This is a genomic window from Streptomyces sp. NPDC057280 (genome assembly GCF_042668605.1).
In the GTDB taxonomy this organism is placed as follows: Bacteria; Actinomycetota; Actinomycetes; order Streptomycetales; family Streptomycetaceae; genus Streptomyces.
Window position 1 is genome coordinate 118212 of the sequence record NZ_JBHUYR010000013.1, and the last position, 16804, is coordinate 135015.

Annotated in this window: 17 protein-coding genes and 1 tRNA gene; 8 read left to right on the forward strand and 10 right to left on the reverse strand. The window is 70.4% G+C overall.

Annotation, left to right across the window (positions count from 1 at the left end; translation table 11 throughout):
* Positions 1-5 precede the first annotated feature (5 nt).
* The gene (locus ACFUO4_RS41445; RefSeq protein WP_383495267.1) at positions 6-836 is read right to left on the reverse strand and encodes a helix-turn-helix domain-containing protein; all 831 of its coding nucleotides are present in this window, start codon (positions 834-836) and stop codon (positions 6-8) included.
* A gap of 174 nt (positions 837-1010) precedes the next feature.
* On the opposite strand from ACFUO4_RS41445, the gene ACFUO4_RS41450 reads away from it, so the two are divergent.
* Positions 1011-1814 (forward strand): NAD(P)H-dependent oxidoreductase, encoded by an 804-nt coding sequence (locus ACFUO4_RS41450; RefSeq protein WP_383495434.1) that lies wholly within the window; start codon positions 1011-1013, stop codon positions 1812-1814.
* 42 nt (positions 1815-1856) lie between these two features.
* Here ACFUO4_RS41450 and ACFUO4_RS41455 read toward each other — a convergent pair whose 3' ends face one another.
* The 4 genes from ACFUO4_RS41455 to ACFUO4_RS41470 all read right to left on the reverse strand — a co-directional run bounded on the left by ACFUO4_RS41455 (position 1857) and on the right by ACFUO4_RS41470 (position 4954).
* Positions 1857-2168: a zinc-ribbon domain-containing protein gene (locus ACFUO4_RS41455; protein ID WP_383495270.1), complete on the reverse strand. Its 312-nt coding sequence runs from the start codon at positions 2166-2168 to the stop codon at positions 1857-1859.
* A gap of 518 nt (positions 2169-2686) precedes the next feature.
* Positions 2687-2760 (reverse strand) — tRNA-Pro (locus ACFUO4_RS41460).
* A 42-nt stretch (positions 2761-2802) separates the two neighbouring features.
* A complete protein-coding gene (locus ACFUO4_RS41465) occupies positions 2803-3597 on the reverse strand; it encodes a Pr6Pr family membrane protein (RefSeq protein ID WP_383495273.1) in 795 nt (264 codons plus the stop codon).
* A gap of 430 nt (positions 3598-4027) precedes the next feature.
* Complete coding sequence (locus ACFUO4_RS41470; RefSeq protein WP_079309345.1) at positions 4028-4954, reverse strand: metallophosphoesterase; 927 nt, start codon at positions 4952-4954, stop codon at positions 4028-4030.
* A gap of 100 nt (positions 4955-5054) precedes the next feature.
* Here ACFUO4_RS41470 and ACFUO4_RS41475 point away from each other — a divergent pair, with 100 nt between their 5' ends.
* Positions 5055-5522 (forward strand): GatB/YqeY domain-containing protein, encoded by a 468-nt coding sequence (locus ACFUO4_RS41475; protein WP_079309344.1) that lies wholly within the window; start codon positions 5055-5057, stop codon positions 5520-5522.
* Between the two features lie 324 nt (positions 5523-5846).
* Here ACFUO4_RS41475 and ACFUO4_RS41480 read toward each other — a convergent pair whose 3' ends face one another.
* Positions 5847-8120, reverse strand: coding sequence for a transglycosylase domain-containing protein (locus ACFUO4_RS41480; protein ID WP_383495277.1), 2274 nt, complete (start codon positions 8118-8120; stop codon positions 5847-5849).
* A gap of 474 nt (positions 8121-8594) precedes the next feature.
* Here ACFUO4_RS41480 and wblA point away from each other — a divergent pair, with 474 nt between their 5' ends.
* On the forward strand, positions 8595-8933 hold the full coding sequence (wblA, locus tag ACFUO4_RS41485; protein ID WP_179143393.1) for a transcriptional regulator WblA: 339 nt from the start codon (positions 8595-8597) through the stop codon (positions 8931-8933).
* Between the two features lie 59 nt (positions 8934-8992).
* Here wblA and ACFUO4_RS41490 read toward each other — a convergent pair whose 3' ends face one another.
* A complete protein-coding gene (locus tag ACFUO4_RS41490) occupies positions 8993-10300 on the reverse strand; it encodes an ArsA family ATPase (RefSeq protein ID WP_079309342.1) in 1308 nt (435 codons plus the stop codon).
* The gene (locus tag ACFUO4_RS41495; protein WP_079309341.1) at positions 10297-11274 is read right to left on the reverse strand and encodes an ArsA-related P-loop ATPase; all 978 of its coding nucleotides are present in this window, start codon (positions 11272-11274) and stop codon (positions 10297-10299) included. The genes ACFUO4_RS41490 and ACFUO4_RS41495 overlap by 4 nt, the downstream gene beginning before the upstream one ends.
* 286 nt (positions 11275-11560) lie before the next feature.
* On the opposite strand from ACFUO4_RS41495, the gene ACFUO4_RS41500 reads away from it, so the two are divergent.
* From ACFUO4_RS41500 to ACFUO4_RS41515, 4 genes are all read left to right on the forward strand, one after another.
* On the forward strand, positions 11561-11719 hold the full coding sequence (locus ACFUO4_RS41500; protein ID WP_003967454.1) for a DUF4177 domain-containing protein: 159 nt from the start codon (positions 11561-11563) through the stop codon (positions 11717-11719).
* Positions 11716-12183: a RidA family protein gene (locus tag ACFUO4_RS41505; RefSeq protein ID WP_079309340.1), complete on the forward strand. Its 468-nt coding sequence runs from the start codon at positions 11716-11718 to the stop codon at positions 12181-12183. Before ACFUO4_RS41500 ends, ACFUO4_RS41505 begins: the two co-directional genes overlap by 4 nt.
* Before the next feature lie 96 nt (positions 12184-12279).
* Positions 12280-13149, forward strand: a complete 870-nt coding sequence (locus ACFUO4_RS41510; RefSeq protein ID WP_383495282.1) for an NUDIX hydrolase — start codon at positions 12280-12282, stop codon at positions 13147-13149.
* Positions 13146-13976 (forward strand): MBL fold metallo-hydrolase, encoded by an 831-nt coding sequence (locus ACFUO4_RS41515; RefSeq protein ID WP_059194069.1) that lies wholly within the window; start codon positions 13146-13148, stop codon positions 13974-13976. The genes ACFUO4_RS41510 and ACFUO4_RS41515 overlap by 4 nt, the downstream gene beginning before the upstream one ends.
* A 12-nt stretch (positions 13977-13988) precedes the next feature.
* On the opposite strand, the gene ACFUO4_RS41520 is transcribed toward ACFUO4_RS41515, so the two are convergent.
* Complete coding sequence (locus tag ACFUO4_RS41520) at positions 13989-14810, reverse strand: nucleotidyltransferase domain-containing protein (protein WP_383495286.1); 822 nt, start codon at positions 14808-14810, stop codon at positions 13989-13991.
* A gap of 84 nt (positions 14811-14894) precedes the next feature.
* Positions 14895-15569, reverse strand: coding sequence for a Crp/Fnr family transcriptional regulator (locus ACFUO4_RS41525; RefSeq protein WP_058924095.1), 675 nt, complete (start codon positions 15567-15569; stop codon positions 14895-14897).
* 348 nt (positions 15570-15917) lie between these two features.
* Here ACFUO4_RS41525 and nth point away from each other — a divergent pair, with 348 nt between their 5' ends.
* Positions 15918-16790 (forward strand): endonuclease III, encoded by an 873-nt coding sequence (gene nth / locus ACFUO4_RS41530; protein ID WP_383495289.1) that lies wholly within the window; start codon positions 15918-15920, stop codon positions 16788-16790.
* Positions 16791-16804: the final 14 nt, after the last annotated feature.

Here is a 16804-nt window from a genome sequence, read left to right on the forward strand (position 1 = left end):
GGTGACTAGGCGAGCAGCTTGCTGAGCGCGGCAGCCTCAGGACTGCCCTCCGCCGCGCTGAACACATGCAGCACCAGCCCGGACTCCCCGGGCGCGGCCGGCACATGCAACGTCTCGAAGTCCAACTCCAGCACCCCGACGGCGGGATGCCGCACCCGCTTGCGCCCGGCCGCGCACATGGTGACCTCACCGGAGTCCCAGATCCGCCGGAACTCCGCACTGCGCTCGGCGAGTTCGGCGATGAGCCCGGTCAGTTCGGCGTCGTCGGGATGACGCCCGGCAGCGACCCGCAGCTGCCCGACCGCCTCCGCGGCCCGGTCCTCCCAGTCGGGATGGAGGTCCCGCGCGGCAGGGTCCAGAAGCACGAACCGGGCGTTGTTGAGGTCGCGCCGCCCCGGCACGTCCAGACCACCCATGAGCGCGGCCCCCAGCCGGTTCCAGGCAACGACGTCGAGCCGGTGGTTGGTCACGAAAACGGGCAGCCCGTCCATCGCGTCCAGCGCCCGCCGCAGCCCCGGCCCGATCCGCTGCCGCGGCACGGGGTCGGGCCGCCCGGCGGCCAGGGTGTCCAGATGCCGCCGCTCCGCCGCGTCGAGACCGAGCGCACGGGACAGGGCGTCGAGCACCTCGGCGGACGGCGCCGTGGCCCGCCCCTGTTCCAGGCGGACGTAGTAGTCCACGCTGATCCCGGCGAGCTGGGCCAGCTCCTCCCGCCGCAGCCCCCGCACCCGCCGCCGCCCGCCCCCGGCCACCCCGGCCCGCTCCGGGGCGACCCGCCCCCGACGGGCCCGCAGAAACCCACCGAGGGCGCGCCGGCTGTCGTAGATCCCGTCCATGCGTCCCAGTATCCGCGTGCCTCAGGCTGGTCCTCGCAATACCAGGATTCGCATTCCACCGGTCAAGGAGGGTTCTGGCTAGGCCGCTGCCCACCGGGAGACCGTGACGGCATGAGCTCCATGACCCCCATGAATTCCACGAACGGCATGAACGGCATGAACGGCATGAACGGCATGAAGAAGAAGATCCTGATCGTCAGCGCCCACCCCGAACCCCGCTCCCTGAATGCGGCGTTGACCAGGTTCGCCGTAGACCACCTGCGCGCGGCGGGCCACGACGTCCGGCTCTCCGACCTGTATGCGATGAAGTGGAACCCGACGGTCGACACGAACGACTACCCGGACCACGGCCACCGAGGACGACGCCGCCTGCACGTGATGCGCGACTCGGAGGAGGCCACACTGTCCGGCCGCCTGGCCCCGGACATCGCCGCGGAACAGGAGAAGATCCGCTGGTCGGACGCGGTCGTCTTCCAGTTTCCGATGTGGTGGTTCTCGGCCCCCGCGATCCTGAAGGGCTGGATCGACCGCGTCTTCACGAGCGGTTTCGCTTACGGCCCGAAGGTCCCGCCACCGTACGACGACACCGGCAGCGCGCTGGCCGGCCGCCGGGCCCTGCTCTCGGTGACGCTCGGCGCGAGGGAGACGGCCTTCTCCGACCGGGGCATCCACGGCCGCCTCACCGACGTCCTCCACCCGCTCCAGCACGGCCTGTTCTGGTTCACCGGCATGACCCCGCTGGAACCCTTCGCGGTCTACGACACGGACCGCATGCCCCCCGAGCGCTACGCCCCCGCCCGCGAGGCCTACGCCCGCCGCTTGGACACCCTGTTCACGGACCCCCCGATCCCCTTCCGCACCCTCACAGGCGGCGACTACGACCACGACATGCGACTGCTGCCGGGCAGGGAGAGGGAGGGCACAACGGGCTTGGACCTGCACAAGCACCCCGACCCGCACTCGGACGTCATCCACTGAGAGGCTAAGCACGGGGTCGACACCGCCGGGGTCGACGCCGACTCAGGACTGATAAGGCTGCTGGGCTTGCCCGTACCCCTGCCCCTGCCCCTGGCCCTGCCCGTACGGGGCGGCAGCACCCGCCGCCTGCGCCTGAAGCTGCTCGGCCTGCTCCTTCCCGATCTTCACCTCCGTGCCGCAGAAGGTGCACTGCGTCGCGTACTTGGTCGAGATGGGGAACAACGGCACGAAGAACAGCGTGAACTTCGTGACGCGCTTCCGGAGGGTGTGAGCGGCGGGGTTGCCACAGCCGCCGCAGACCAGCGTGAGTATCGCGAGCTGGTACAGATATCCCTTGGTGCCAAAGATGATCATCGGGTGGACGTCCTTAACGGGCTCATCGGTTCACTTCCTGCGCCCCAAGGCTACGGCCGCCCGGGCAACACCAGCCGAACGACAGAGCGCCCGAAGCCCCGCGGCACCCCACGTCACCGCTTCCTGCTCCGCAAAACGCCACGCCAGAACGAAGCCGGCGCGCGGACTCGGAAACTCGGACCTGTGATTCGGATGCGCCTTCAGAACCAATGACCGTCTCACGGTGGTGCAGAACGGCGAGTTCCCCGAGACCTGATCGAGGTCCTCGAAGACCGAGGGATCGAGCCATACGTCCCGCTATCCCGGCGGATTGGCCAGAGCAAGGACGACGGGCACGACGTGGACTCGAGGTCCGCTATACGCCGATCACCTTCGCTCATTACACCACCGACCCTGACGGCCCGACCCCGCAAGCAGCACCGAAGCGTCCCCACCGCGACGAGCAGTCCACCCCGCACACGCAGAAACAGGTGAGGCACCTACGAAACCGGTAGGCGCCTCACCTGCTGTTTTGGCTGTCGGGGTGGCGGGATTTGAACCCACGACCTCTTCGTCCCGAACGAAGCGCGCTGCCAAGCTGCGCTACACCCCGATGTCGCTGCTGTTCCTGCTTGTCGCGGCGACGTCGTTTACTTTAGCCCACTGGTGGCTGGAGACGAAATCCGGTTTTCGCGCGGTGGTGGGCGCGATGGCGGAGGGGGTTCGGGCGGATGTGGTCGAGGGCTACGAGGAGGACGGCGAGGGCGTAGAAGGAGAGGCCCAGGAGCAGGGCGTTGCCCAGGACCGTCTTGTAGCCGTGCACGTCGACGTCCAGGAACGGGTAGAGGTAGCGGGCCGGGGTGCCGGGGACGAGCAGCTCACCCCGTGTGAAGGAGAAGGCCAGGTAGGCCAGCGGGAACAGCAGCCAGGTCGCCGCATGCCGCAGGCGCAGGCGGCCCGGGGCTGTGAGCAGCAGCCAGTCCAGCGTCGCCGCGATCGGCAGCGCCGTGTGCAGGGCCACGTTCGTGATCTTCGCCCAGCCCGTCGGCTCGGCCGCGTCCGTCATCGAGAACGGTGTCGTCGTGTCCGCCAGGAGCAGGTGGTAGACCAGCCCCGTCAGGAGGACGTAGAGGAGCGTCGCGCCGGTCAGGCCGGCCGGCAGCGGGCGGCGTGCGGTCCAGGCCCTGCGGGCCGACGCCGCGGAGACCAGCGCCAGCAGGGCGGCGCTCTGGATCGTGAAGTAGCTCAAAACGCGCGTCGGGCTGCCCAGGAGCAGGTCGATCGTCACCGCCGCGGTGGCCGCGAGGGCGACCAGCAGGCGGTACGTGGCGGCCAGCGGGCGGCGTACGGGGGCCACCACCGCCGCGGCGGGGACGGGGGAGGGCAGCAGCGCGGGTGCACCCGGGACCGCGGGGAGGTCCGGGATGTCCCTGGGTATCGGGGCGGTCATGCCCTCACGCTAAGCAGGGGCGACAAAAGGGGCGATACGGGCGGGCCGTGCGGGTTAATCACCCGCTCAACCCCGGCCGGCCCTGCTCAACCCCGGTCAGCCCCGGCCAGCCCCGGCCAGCCCCGCTCAACCCGCTCAACCCCGGTCGGCCCTGCTCAACCCCGGCCAGCCCCGCTCAGGCCCCGCTCAGCCTCCCAGCCCCGGTCAGCAACGGCCCGCACCCTCACCCGCGGTCCGCGACGCCAACCCGACCGACCCGCCGCCACCCCGTTGTTCCGCCAAGCGGCCAAGCGGCCAAGCGGCCAAGCGGCCAAGCGGCCAAGCGGCCAAGCGGCCAAGCGGCCAAGCCGCCAGTCGGCCAAGCCACCAGTCGGCCAGTCGGCCAGTCGGCCAGTCGGCCAAGCCGCCAGCCCGCCAGCCGACGACCGCCCTACTCCCGCCCCACCAACGTCAACAACGTAGCCTCCGGCGGACAAGCGAACCGCACCGGTGTGTACCGGTTCGTGCCGCAGCCCGCCGAGACGTGCAGATACGACGTCCTGCCCTCCGCCGTGTGCGTCGACAGACCCTTCACCCGGTCCGTGTCGAGATCGCAGTTGGTGACGAGGGCGCCGTAGAACGGGATGCACAGCTGGCCGCCGTGCGTGTGGCCCGCCAGGATCAGCGGGTACGCGTCGGCCGCGTACGCGTCGAGGACGCGCAGGTACGGCGCGTGCACCACACCCATCGAGAAGTCCACCGCGGACGAGGGACCGCCCGCCACCTCCGCGTACCGGTCCCTCTTGATGTGCGGGTCGTCCAGTCCCGTCAGCTCCACCGACACACCCTCGACCTTCAACGTGCCGCGCGTGTTCGTCAGGTTGAGCCAGCCCGCCGCGTCGAAGCCGTCCCGCAGGTCCTCCCACGGGTTGTGGACCACGCTTACCGCGGGCGGGTTGCCGTTCAGGCCGTGCCGGCCGCTGGCCTTCTCCAGGAGATAGCGGGCGGGGTTGCGGGGGCGTGGGCCGTAGTAGTCGTTGGAGCCGAAGACGTACGCCCCCGGGAACTCCATCAGCGGGCCCAGCGCGTCCAGGACCTCCGGCACGCCCTCCGGGTCCGACAGGTTGTCGCCCGTGTTGATCACGAAGTCCGGGCGCAGCCCCGCCAGCGACCGCAGCCAGCGCTGCTTCTTGCGCTGGCCGCCGACCATGTGGATGTCGGAGACCTGGAGCACGCGCAGGGGCCGCATGCCGGCGGGGAGGACGGGGACCGTCACCCGTCGCAGGCGGAAGGAACGGGCTTCGAATCCCGCCGAGTAGAGCAAGCCGGCGGCGCCAACCGCCGCCATTCCCAAGGGAACTCCGTATCGCGCGCGCATGCCTCCATCGTGTCAGACCGTGGGCGTCCCCTTGACCAGACGTCCGCGGTCCCGTAAATGCACGGGCGTCCCGCGTCGTACACCTGCGAGAATCGGACCCATGACCACCACGCTCAAGTCGAAGCTGCAGGAAGACCTCAACGCCGCGATCAAGGAGCGCGATGAGCTCCGCTCCTCGACGCTCCGGCTGACGCTCGCCGCGATCACCAAGGAAGAGGTCGCGGGCAAGGAGAAGCGCGAGCTCTCTGACGACGAGGTCCTCAAGGTGATCGCCAAGGAGGCGAAGAAGCGCCGCGAGGCCGCGGACGCCTTCGCGCAGGGTGGTCGCGCCGAGAGCGCCGAGCGGGAGAAGGCGGAGGGCGAGGTCCTCGCCGAGTACCTGCCCAAGCAGCTGTCCGACGACGAGCTGAACGACATCGTCGCCCAGGCCGTCGAGGAGGCCAAGGCCGCCGGCGCCGAGGGGCCGCGGGCCATGGGTGCCGTCATGAAGATCGTGAACCCGAAGGTCGCGGGCCTCGCCGAGGGCGGCCGCGTCGCCGCCACGGTGAAGAAGCTGCTGGCCGGCTGAGAGAAGGCCTCCAACTGAGAGAGGGTCCCCGGCTGGGGCTGAGAGAAGGCCCCCGGCTGAGAGAGGGTCCCCGGCTGGGGCTGAGAGAAGGCCCCCGGCTGAGAGAGAAGGCCTCCGGCAGCAAGGGGGGCTCAGGGCGGCCGACTGAGCCCGGCTGACCGAGAGCCCTCACGGCCCGGCTGACCGAGAGCCCCCACACTCAGCCCCCAGAACGCGTCCGGCCCCTTCACCGTCGTACAGAGAAGACAGACAACTCCGTACGACGGTGAAGGGGCCGTCGTCGTGAAGCGAAGCGGCGGTAAGCCGCCGCCCCTCCCTCCGCGGCTACCCCCGCCGCCCTCCGTTCCCGTTGTTCCCCTGGAACAGGTTCTCCGGGATCGAGATCGTCGGGTTCGGGAAGGCGCCTCCGTCGGTGCCGCCGTTGCCGTTGCCGCCGTTGTTGCCGTTGCCGTCTCCGTTGTCCCCGTCTCCGTTGCCGTTCCCGTCGTCGTTCCCGTCTCCGTTGCCGGGGTCCGGGGTGTTGTGCTCGGGGATCTCGACGTAGTTGAACCCGGGGGCGTCCTTGCCCGCGAGGGCGCCGGTCATGGCGTCCTTCCAGATCGGGCCCGGGACCTTGCCGCCGAAGACGAGGTCGTAGTACTCGCCGCCGATGGAGATCTGGTGCATCTCGACCTTCTGGGTGGCGCTGCCGACCCAGACGGCGCCCGAGAGGTTCGGCGTGTAGCCGACGAACCAGGCGTTCTTGCGGGAGTCCGTCGTACCCGTCTTACCGGCGTTCTGGCGGTCGGTGAGGCCCGCCGTCTTGCCGGTGCCGGAGTCGACCACGCCCTTGAGGAGCTGGTTGATGGTGTCCGCGGTCGTCTCGGACATCGCACGCGAGCAGGTCGACTTGGGGACCTCGAGCGACTTCTTCTCCTGGCCGACCTTCTGGGTGATCGACTCGATGGCGACCGGCGTGCAGTACATGCCGCGGGCGGCGAAGGCGGCGTACGCGCTGGCCATCGTCAGCGGGGAGATGCCCTTGGAGCCCAGGGCGATGGCCGGGACCTCGGGGAGCTTGTCGCCGTTGCCCTGCACGACCTGGAGCTTGTTGGTCATGTTGACCACCGGGCACAGGCCGATGTCGGAGATCATCTGCACGAAGTAGGTGTTGACCGACAGCTCCATCGCCTTGCGCAGGCGGAAGGGGCCCCGTTCCGACTCCGACTCGTTCTCCAGCTTCTCGCCGTTGGTGTTGACCCAGGGCCTGCTGTCGCAGGTCTGGACGGGGCTCGGGTACTCCATCTGGTACGGCGACGAGTACTCCTGGTCGGCCGGGCGGCCCTCCTCCAGCGCGGCCGCCGCGACGAACGGCTTGAACGTCGAACCGGTCGGGAAGCCGAAGTTGGAGCCGCCCATGCTGTAGTTGACCGAGTAGTTGATCACGGTCTCGTGCTGCTTGGCGTTGGTGCCGTACGGCTTCGACTGGCCCATCGCCACGATCTTGCCGGTGCCGGGCTCGACGAGGGTGGCCGCGGCGGCGACCTTGTCCGACTTGTAGACGTGGTTCTTCAGGGATGCCTGGACCGAGTCCTGCGCCTGCGGATCGAGGGTGGTCTTGATCGTCAGACCGCCCCGGTTCCAGATCTTGGCGCGTTCCTCCTTGGACTTGCCGAAGATCGGGTCGGTGAGGAAGACATTGCGTACGTAGTCGCAGAAGAAGCCGGCGCCGTCGACCGCGGTGATGCAGCCGTTGCGCGGCTTGCTGACCTTCAGGCCCAGCTTCTCCTTCTGCGCCTTGGCGGCCTCGGCCCGCGAGATGTCGCCGACCTCGGCCATGCGCTGGAGCACCACATTGCGGCGCTTGGTGGCCTCCGCCTCGTCGTTGACCGGGTCGTACCGGCTGGGCGACTGGACGATGCCCGCGAGCAGCGCCGACTGGGCGAGGGTGAGGTCCTTGGCGGACGTCGAGAAGTAGCGCTGGGCGGCGGCCTCGATGCCGTAGGCCTGCTGGCCGAAGAACGTGATGTTCAGGTAGTTCTCGAGGATCTTCTGCTTGCCCAGCTCCTCCTCGACCTGGATCGCGTACTTCAGCTCGCGGATCTTGCGGCCGATGGTCTGCTGGGTGGCCTGGGCGACCTTGGTGGGGTCGTCGCCCGCCTCCTCCACGAAGACGTTCTTCACGTACTGCTGGGTGAGGGTGGACGCGCCCTGGGCCACCCCGCCGCTCTGGGCGTTCTGGTTGAGGGCGCGCAGCACGCCCTTCAGGTCCACCGCGCCGTGCTGGTAGAAGCGCGAGTCCTCGATCGCGACGATCGCCTTCTGCATGTACGGCGAGATGTCCTTGAGCTCCACCACCGTGCGGTCACGCGAGTAGACCGTGGCGATGGTGCCGCCCTTGGCGTCGAGGATCGTGGTGCGCTGGCTCAGTGGGGGCGTCTTCAGATTGGCCGGGAGTTCGTCGAAGCTCTCGACCGACCCCTTGGCGGCGAGTCCGAGCGCGCCGACGGCGGGCAGGGCGATGCCGGCCAGCACCGCTCCCGAGAGCACGCTGACACCGAGGAACTTCGCGGCCTGCTGGGTGGCGGAGAGACCGCCACCGGAGCGCTTCTTCGACATGGGGGCAGCCTAATCCGTACTCATGAGCGTTCGACGAAGTGCACAGGCCGTTTCGAGCGCATGGCAAAGAGAGACTCTGCCTTCTCATTCGCCGGACACGCGCGCAGGCCTTGGCCTAAGCTGCTCTCAACTGTCACAGCAGTGCGGCCACGTATCAATACGTCCGGCGACCCCGAATCGTTCCGGAGGTTCCCCGACTTTCTGGTGGGGGCGTGTCCGAATCCGCCTTGTGTGTCACCAGGTGCCCGTTGTGACTCAACAGAACTGTCCCGCTTTGCCGGGATGGTCGCGCATGTCGCGGGCTCACTCCCCCGGGTGATCTGCCGCTTACGCATAGTCCGTTCGGGCCATTCAAGATTGGGCCCGAAGGGGGTGTTGCGCTGTGCCCACCTTCCGTAACGTCCTCAACTGGCGGCGGTGAATATGCCGCTGCCGCCGTGGGGGAGCCTCGATTCGGGAGAGGACGGCGCCGGTATGGGCTGGGTAACCGACTGGAGTGCGCAGGCGGCCTGCCGCACTACCGATCCGGATGAACTGTTCGTTCAAGGAGCAGCGCAGAACAGGGCCAAGGCGGTGTGCACCGGATGCCCGGTGCGGACCGAGTGCCTGGCCGATGCGCTCGACAACCGCGTCGAGTTCGGCGTGTGGGGAGGCATGACGGAGCGGGAGCGCCGCGCACTGCTGCGCAGGCGGCCAACTGTCACTTCATGGCGCCGGCTTCTGGAGACAGCGCGCCTGGAGTACGAACGAGGGGTCGGCATCCTGCCCCTCGACGACGACGAGGTGTACGAGAACTTCGCGGCGGTGAGCTGAGCCCACCGGCTCAGCCATCGGTCCGGCTCGGTCGTCCATCGGCACCGTCGCCGGTCGGCTCAGTCGTCGGTGGTCTCGGGCAGCTCCGGCCGGCCGGCCGCGAGCCGTGCCCCGATGTCCCGCAGCCCCGCGAGGTCATGGACGTCGCCGGGCAGCGCGGCCACCTCTGCCACCGCCACCTCGGGGTGGAGCGCGGTGAAGCGGTCACGCGTGCGCTGCTCGCGGGAGAGCAGCTGCATACGCTCGGCATGCAGCCTCAGCAGGCCTGCGGTGAGTTGTGGGACGGTCGGGTCCGAGGTGGGGGAACCTGAACTGCCGTCTGTGTCGGGAGAGTTACGAACTCCAGCTTTCCCGTCCTCCTGATCGACAATGCGGGCCTCTTCAAGATTTTCCGCGGCGCGGTCGCCCACCAGGTCGAGATCCTCCGCGGCGGCGAGTGCCCGCTCGGCCGACAGCCGGGCGGCGCCGCTGCCGTGGACCCGGTTGAGCACCAGCCCGGCGAGCGGCATGTCCTCGGCCGCGAGCCGCTCCACGAAGTAGGCGGCCTCGCGCAGCGCGTCCCGCTCGGGCGCGGCGACCACCAGGAAGGCGGTCCCGGGCGCCTGGAGCAGCTTGTACGTGGCGTCCGCGCGCGTACGGAAGCCGCCGAAGGTGGTGTCCATCGCGGAGACGAACGTCTGGACGTCCTTGAGCAGCTGGCCCCCCAGCAGCTTGCCGAGGGTGCCGGTCATCATCGACATCCCGACGTTGAGGAACTTCATCCCCGCGCGGCCGCCCAGTTTGGCCGGGGCGGTGAGCAGCCGGATGAGCCGGCCGTCGAGGAAGGACCCCAGCCGCTTGGGCGCGTCCAGGAAGTCCAGGGCGGACCGGGACGGCGGGGTGTCGACGACGATCAGGTCCCACTCGTCGCGCGCCCGCAGCTGCCCCAGCTTCTCCATCGCCATGTACTCCTGCGTGCCCGCGAAGCCCGCCGAGAGGGACTGGTAGAAGGGGTTGCCCAGGATCGCGGAGGCCCGCGCGGGGTCCGCGTGCGCCTCGACGATCTCGTCGAAGGTGCGCTTCATGTCGAGCATCATCGCGTGCAGCTCGCCGTCGCCCTCGACGCCCTTCACCCGGCGCGGGGTGTTGTCCAGGGAGTCGATGCCCATGGACTGGGCGAGCCGGCGGGCCGGGTCGATGGTCAGCACGACCACCTTGCGGCCCCGCTCGGCGGCCCGCAGCCCGAGCGCCGCCGCGGTCGTGGTCTTGCCGACGCCGCCCGACCCGCAGCACACCACGATGCGGGTCGCCGGGTCGTCGAGCACGGGGTCGAGATCGAGCACGCGCGCGTGGGATAGGCGGTGCTGCCGCTCGGCGTCCGGGCTCATGACATCCCCTGCTTCCGCAGTTCCTTGGCCAGTTGGTACAAGCCCGCCAGGTCCATTCCCTCGGCGAGCAGCGGCAGTTCATGCAGCGGCAGGCCCAGTTCGCCGAGCACCGCACGCTGTTCGTGCTCCAGCGCGTACCGCTCGGCGTACTCCTCGGCCTGGGCCAGGAGCGGGTCCACCAGCCGCTCGGCATGCCCACCGCGCCGCGCCCCGCCGAGCCCCGCGGCGGACAGCGCCTGCGCGAAGGAAGAACGCGCCGTGCCGCGTACGAGTTCCAGCTCGGCCGCGTCCAACACCTCCGGGCGCACCATGTTCACGATGACCCGGCCCACCGGCAGCTTCGCCGCCCGCAGCTCCGCGATGCCGTCCGCGGTCTCCTGGACGGGCATCTCCTCCAGGAGCGTCACCAGGTGCACGGCCGTCTCCGGCGACTTCAGCACCCGCATCACGGCCTGCGCCTGATTGTGTATGGGCCCTATCTTGGCGAGCCCCGCCACTTCGTCGTTCACGTTCAGGAAGCGCGTGATGCGCCCGGTGGGCGGGGCGTCCATCACGACGTAGTCGTAGGCGAACCGCCCGGACTTCTCCTTGCGGCGCACCGCCTCGCACGCCTTGCCGGTCAGGAGTACGTCCCTGAGGCCGGGCGCGATGGTGGTGGCGAAGTCGATGGCGCCGAGCTTCTTCAGGGCGCGGCCCGCGCCGCCGAGTTTGTAGAACATCTGGAGGTAGTCCAGAAGGGCCAGTTCGGGGTCGATGGCGAGGGCGTACACCTCCCCGCCGCCGGGAGCTACCGCGATCTTCCGTTCCTCATAGGGCAATGCCTCCGTCTCGAAGAGCTGTGCGATGCCCTGCCGGCCCTCGACCTCGACGAGAAGCGTGCGCTTCCCCTCGTCGGCCAGGGCCAGCGCGAGGGCTGCGGCCACCGTGGTCTTACCGGTTCCGCCCTTGCCGCTGACGACCTGGAGCCTGCTCACGTCTTCGAGCGTAACCACTCGGCGTGCGCGTCAAGCAGCAGGCTGTGGATAAGCGCCAAAGCAGCAGGCTGTGGACAAGCCGCCCGGAGCCCGCGGGCCGGCCACCGCCGAAGCCGGTGGGCGGCGCCGGTCTGGGCCTGTGCGCGCGGCAACGGCCTGAGCCTGTGAGCGGGGACGGTCTGAGCCCGCGCGCGGCAATGGCCGGATCCTGTGGGCGGCGACGGCTGGAGCTTGTGGGTGGCGACGGCCGGGAAGCCGGGCCCGGCCAGCGGCTAGAGTCGGCCACATGACCAAGTGGGAATACGCGACTGTGCCGCTGCTCGTGCACGCGACGAAGCAGATTCTGGACACCTGGGGCGAGGACGGCTGGGAGCTCGTCCAGGTCGTGCCCGGGCCGAACAACCCCGAGCAGCTGGTGGCCTACCTCAAGCGGGAGAAGGCGTGAGCGCCGTCGAGGCTCGGCTGGCCGAGCTCGGACTGACGCTGCCCGAGGTGGTGCCGCCGCTCGCCGCGTACCAGCCGGCCGTGCAGTCGGGCGTGTACGTGTACACCTCCGGCCAGCTGCCGATGGTCGAGGGCAAGCTCCCGGTCACCGGCAAGGTGGGCGCCGAGGTCACCGCGGAGGAGGCCAAGGACCTGGCCCGCATCTGCGCCCTGAACGCGCTGGCGGCCGTCAAGTCCGTCGCCGGTGACCTGGACCGGGTCGCGCGCGTGGTGAAGGTCGTCGGGTTCGTGGCCTCGGCCGCGGACTTCACCGGCCAGCCCGGCGTGATCAACGGCGCCAGCGAGCTGCTCGGCGAGGTCCTCGGCGACAAGGGCGTGCACGCGCGCAGCGCCGTGGGCGTGGCCGTGCTGCCGCTGGACGCGCCGGTGGAGGTCGAGGTCCAGGTGGAGCTCACGGAGGCGTAGAGCGCCGCCTACGGGCCCGTACGGCGGCATCGCCGCACTTCCGGGCCCTTCCGGGCCCCTCTCGAACATTCGCACACCACGGGATAGCCTCCGCCCATGGCGAATGGGCAGTGGTTTCCGCAGGACTGGCCGGCACGCATCCGTGCGCTCGCGGAGGGCACCCTCACCCCGGTCGTCCCCAAGCGCGCGGCCACGGTCATGCTCCTGAAGGACACCGCCGCCGGCCCCGCCGTGCACATGCTGCGCAGACGCGCCTCCATGGCCTTCGCCGGAGGCGCGTACGCGTATCCGGGCGGCGGCGTCGACCCGCGCGACGACGACCACCGGATCCGCTGGGCGGGCCCCACGCGCGCGTGGTGGTCACGCAGGCTCGCCGTCACGGAGACCGAGGCCCAGGCGATCGTCTGCGCGGCCGTCCGCGAGACGTACGAGGAGGCAGGCGTCCTTCTCGCCGGTGAGACCCCCGACTCGGTGGTCGGGGACACCACCGGCGCGGACTGGGAGGCCGACCGCGAGGCTCTGGTCGCCCGGGACCTGTCCTTCGCCGGGTTCCTGGAGCGCCGCGGCCTGGTCCTGCGCTCGGACCTGCTGGGGGCGTGGACGCGCTGGATCACTCCGGAGTTCGAGTCGCGCCGCTACGACACCTGGTTCTTCGTCGCCGCCCTGCCCGCCGGCCAGCGCACCCGCAACGCCTCCACGGAGGCGGACCGCACGGTGTGGATCGCACCGGCGGACGCGGCCTCGGCGTACGACAAGGGCGAGCTGCTGATGATGCCGCCCACGATCGCGACACTGCGCCAGCTGACCGGGTACTCGGCGGCTGCGGAGGCGCTCGCGGCGGCGCCCGCCCGCGATCTGACCCCGGTCCTGGCCCGGGCCAGGCTGGACGGCGAGGAGATTGTGCTGTCCTGGCCGGGGCACGAGGAGTTCACCAAGCACATCCCGACCGGTGGAGCCACGGCATGACGGACGCAGCAGCCCTTCCCGGCCAGCCCCGGGGCGGGGTCCTCTCCGGCCCCGCCACCCCGCGGGCCGTGAACGTGCTGGCGCCCAACGCGTCCGCGATGACCCTGGACGGCACGAACACCTGGATCCTCGCCGAGCCCGACTCCGAACTGGCCGTCGTGGTCGACCCCGGACCGCTCGACGAGGGCCACCTGCGCCATGTCGTCGACACCGCCGAGAAGGCCGGCAAGCGTGTCGCGCTCACCCTGCTGACCCACGGTCACCCGGACCACGCCGAGGGCGCCGCCCGGTTCGCCGAGCTGACGGGCACGCGCGTGCGTGCCCTGGACCCGGCGCTGCGGCTCGGCGACGAGGGGCTGGCGGCCGGGGACGTCGTCACCGTCGGCGGCCTGGAGCTCAGGGTCGTGCCGACTCCGGGCCACACCTCCGACTCCCTGTGCTTCCATCTCCCGGCCGATCAGGCGGTCCTGACCGGTGACACCATCCTGGGCCGCGGTACGACGGTCGTGGCGCACCCCGACGGCCGCCTGGGCGACTATCTGGACTCCCTGCGCCGGCTGCGGTCCCTCACGGTCGACGACGGCGTCCACACGGTCCTGCCCGGCCACGGCCCCGTCCTGGAGGACGCCCAGGGCGCCGTCGAGTTCTACCTCGCCCACCGCGCCCATCGGCTCGCCCAGGTGGAGACGGCGGTGGAGGACGGCTACCGGACCCCGTCCCAGGTCGTCGCCCACGTCTACGCCGACGTGGACCGCTCCCTGTGGCCGGCGGCGGAGCTGTCGGTGCGGGCGCAGATGGACTATCTGGAGGAGCACGGGCTCATCTAGCCCCGGGAGGCCCTAGTCGGGGCGCGGTGCCTTCACGCCGTGCACGCGCGCGTACTCGTCCGCGAGCCAGGGGCCCAGGTCGTCGACATACGACAGCAGGACGGCCCGGTCCCCGGTCGGCTCGTGGCCGCGTACGGCCGCCTCGCGCAGCTGCTCGGCCCGCTCGGGGTAGTACGTGCCGAACGCCGCCGCCATCTCGCCCAGGTCGCTCGTCCAGCCGTTCCAGCGGGGCATGACGAGCGTGAAGCCGGTGCGGACGAGGTGGCGGGACATGAAGCGGACGAGGGGGCGCAGGGCCTCCTCGGAGTCGCCCGAGGCCTCGATGCGGGCGCGCCAGCGCGGGAGCAGCAGGGCGAGGTCGCCGTTGGTCTCGCGGGCCAGGAGCGAGTCGGGGCGGTAGCGCGGCAGGTATTCGGCCAGGTCGTCACCGAGCAGCGGCGTGCAGAGGCAGGCCACGAACCAGCCGAGGTCGTAGGTCTCCGGCTCGCTCAGGAGGCGCGTCCGGCTGTAGAGCAGTGTCCCGACGCCGTCGATCTCCGGGAACTCCTTGTCGAGCGCGTCCCCGAGGGCCCGTACGGCGTCCCGGTCGGCCTCCGTGGGCTCCTCGCGCAGGGCGACCAGCAGATCGAGGTCGCTGCGGCCCACGCGCGCGGTGCCGCGCGGGATCGAGCCGTAGAGGTAGGCGCTGTGCAGCCGGGACCCGAAGACGTCCAGCAGCCGGTCCCGTGCCATGGCGACGACGGGACGGAAGGCGTGCGGCACGCGCGCGAGGGAGCCTTCGCGCGCGATGTAGCCCTGCGGGTCGAGACCTCTGGAGGGCACATTTTCAGACATGGGACAACTACAGCAGCCCGTCCGGCGTTTGAGGACGAGGCCGTGCGGGGGCTGGGGCCCCAGCCCCCTGAAAGACCCCTGCGGTCAGCGCGAGCGCTTCGCGAGCCGCTCCACGTCCAGCAGGATCACCGCTCGCGCCTCCAGGCGGAGCCACCCGCGCTGGGCGAAGTCGGCGAGGGCCTTGTTGACCGTCTCGCGGGACGCGCCGACCAGCTGGGCCAGCTCTTCCTGCGTGAGGTCGTGGACGACGTGGATGCCCTCCTCGGACTGCACGCCGAAGCGGCGGGACAGGTCCAGGAGCGCACGGGCGACACGGCCGGGGACGTCCGAGAACACCAGGTCGGACATCTGGTCGTTGGTCTTGCGCAGCCGGCGGGCCACGGCGCGCAGCAGGGCGCCGGCGACCTCGGGGCGGACGTTCAGCCAGGGCTGGAGGTCGCCGTGGCCGAGGCCGAGCAGCTTGACCTCGGTCAGCGCGGTGGCGGTCGCCGTGCGCGGGCCCGGGTCGAACAGCGACAGCTCGCCGATCAGCTCGCCGGGGCCGACGACGGCGAGCATGTTCTCGCGGCCGTCGGGGGAGGTGCGGTGGAGCTTGACCTTGCCCTCGGTGACGACGTAGAGCCGGTCGCCGGGGTCGCCCTCGTGGAAGAGGGAGTCGCCGCGAGCGAGAGTCACCTCACTCATGGAGGCGCGCAGCTCCGCGGCCTGCTCGTCGTCGAGTGCCGCGAAGAGCGGGTTGCGCCGGAGGACGTCGTCCACGAGTTCTCTCCTTGTCGACCTGCTCAGGGGATCTTTCTCCCCCTTGGTACCAGGGGACCGTGGTCCCCATTTTGCCGGACGGTCCAAACAGTGTGATCTGTCACAAGGATGCCGCACACCTGTCCTGAGGTAAGCGGCAGGGGTCCAATCGGGGGCCGATCTCCTGGGTCCGGGGCGATTGTCGGTGTCGGGCTTTAGGCTGGCCGGGTGTCCAAATCGCCGGTGAGAACACAGGCCAAGGGGGCTGGACGGGTGGTTGCACATCGGGATTCCGCTGTGGGCGAACAGAACTCCGGTGGCGGAAAGAGCAAAGCGAAGAAAGCCGTAAAAGCGACAAGGAAGGCTGCGGTGAAGAAGGCCCCGGAGGCCGTGCAGAAGGCTGCCGCCAAGAAGGTCGCCGTGAAGAAGGCCGCCCCGGCGAAGAAGGTGGCCGTCAAGCCCGCCAGAGCCGAGTCCGCCACCGCCCTGGTCCGCCGCGCCCGCCGTATCAACCGCGAACTGGCCGAGGTCTATCCGTACGCCCACCCCGAGTTGGACTTCACCAACCCCTTCGAGCTCGTCGTCGCCACGGTCCTGTCGGCCCAGACCACCGACCTGAGGGTCAATCAGACGACCCCGGCGCTCTTCGCCAAGTACCCCACCCCCGAGGACCTGGCCGCCGCCAACCCCGAGGAGGTCGAGGAGATCCTCCGCCCGACCGGGTTCTTCCGGGCCAAGACCAAGTCGGTCATAGGGCTGTCGAAGGCGCTGGTGGAGCAGTTCGGCGGCGAGGTGCCCGGCAAGCTGGAGGACCTCGTCAAGCTGCCCGGCGTCGGCCGCAAGACCGCGTTCGTGGTCCTCGGCAACGCCTTCGGGCGGCCCGGCATCACCGTGGACACGCACTTCCAGCGGCTGGTGCGGCGCTGGCAGTGGACGGACGAGACCGACCCCGACAAGATCGAGGCCGCGGTCGGCGCGCTGTTCCCGAAGAGCGACTGGACCGACCTCTCCCACCACGTCATCTGGCACGGCCGCCGCATCTGCCACGCCCGCAAGCCCGCCTGCGGCGCCTGCCCCATCGCCCCGCTCTGCCCGGCGTACGGCGAGGGCGAGACGGACCCCGAGAAGGCGAAGAAGCTCCTCAAGTACGAGAAGGGCGGCTTCCCGGGCCAGCGCCTCAACCCGCCCCAGGCCTATCTGGACGCGGGCGGCAAGGCGGCCCCGCCGCTGGGGGCCGGATGACGGAACGATCAGGG

What these genes read in the sequence shown, in the direction of transcription:
- ACFUO4_RS41450 (WP_383495434.1), top strand. Translation starts at nt 1,011, where the DNA reads ATGAAGAAGAAGATCCTGATCGTCAGCGCCCACCCCGAACCCCGCTCC.
- ACFUO4_RS41490 (WP_079309342.1), bottom strand. Translation starts at nt 10,300, where the DNA reads ATGAGCCCGGACGCCGAGCGGCAGCACCGCCTATCCCACGCGCGCGTG.
- ACFUO4_RS41520 (WP_383495286.1), bottom strand. Translation starts at nt 14,810, where the DNA reads ATGTCTGAAAATGTGCCCTCCAGAGGTCTCGACCCGCAGGGCTACATC.
- wblA (WP_179143393.1), top strand. Translation starts at nt 8,595, where the DNA reads ATGGGCTGGGTAACCGACTGGAGTGCGCAGGCGGCCTGCCGCACTACC.
- ACFUO4_RS41445 (WP_383495267.1), bottom strand. Translation starts at nt 836, where the DNA reads ATGGACGGGATCTACGACAGCCGGCGCGCCCTCGGTGGGTTTCTGCGG.
- ACFUO4_RS41470 (WP_079309345.1), bottom strand. Translation starts at nt 4,954, where the DNA reads ATGCGCGCGCGATACGGAGTTCCCTTGGGAATGGCGGCGGTTGGCGCC.
- ACFUO4_RS41480 (WP_383495277.1), bottom strand. Translation starts at nt 8,120, where the DNA reads ATGTCGAAGAAGCGCTCCGGTGGCGGTCTCTCCGCCACCCAGCAGGCC.
- ACFUO4_RS41510 (WP_383495282.1), top strand. Translation starts at nt 12,280, where the DNA reads ATGGCGAATGGGCAGTGGTTTCCGCAGGACTGGCCGGCACGCATCCGT.
- ACFUO4_RS41515 (WP_059194069.1), top strand. Translation starts at nt 13,146, where the DNA reads ATGACGGACGCAGCAGCCCTTCCCGGCCAGCCCCGGGGCGGGGTCCTC.
- ACFUO4_RS41475 (WP_079309344.1), top strand. Translation starts at nt 5,055, where the DNA reads ATGACCACCACGCTCAAGTCGAAGCTGCAGGAAGACCTCAACGCCGCG.
- ACFUO4_RS41465 (WP_383495273.1), bottom strand. Translation starts at nt 3,597, where the DNA reads ATGACCGCCCCGATACCCAGGGACATCCCGGACCTCCCCGCGGTCCCG.
- ACFUO4_RS41455 (WP_383495270.1), bottom strand. Translation starts at nt 2,168, where the DNA reads ATGATCATCTTTGGCACCAAGGGATATCTGTACCAGCTCGCGATACTC.
- ACFUO4_RS41500 (WP_003967454.1), top strand. Translation starts at nt 11,561, where the DNA reads ATGACCAAGTGGGAATACGCGACTGTGCCGCTGCTCGTGCACGCGACG.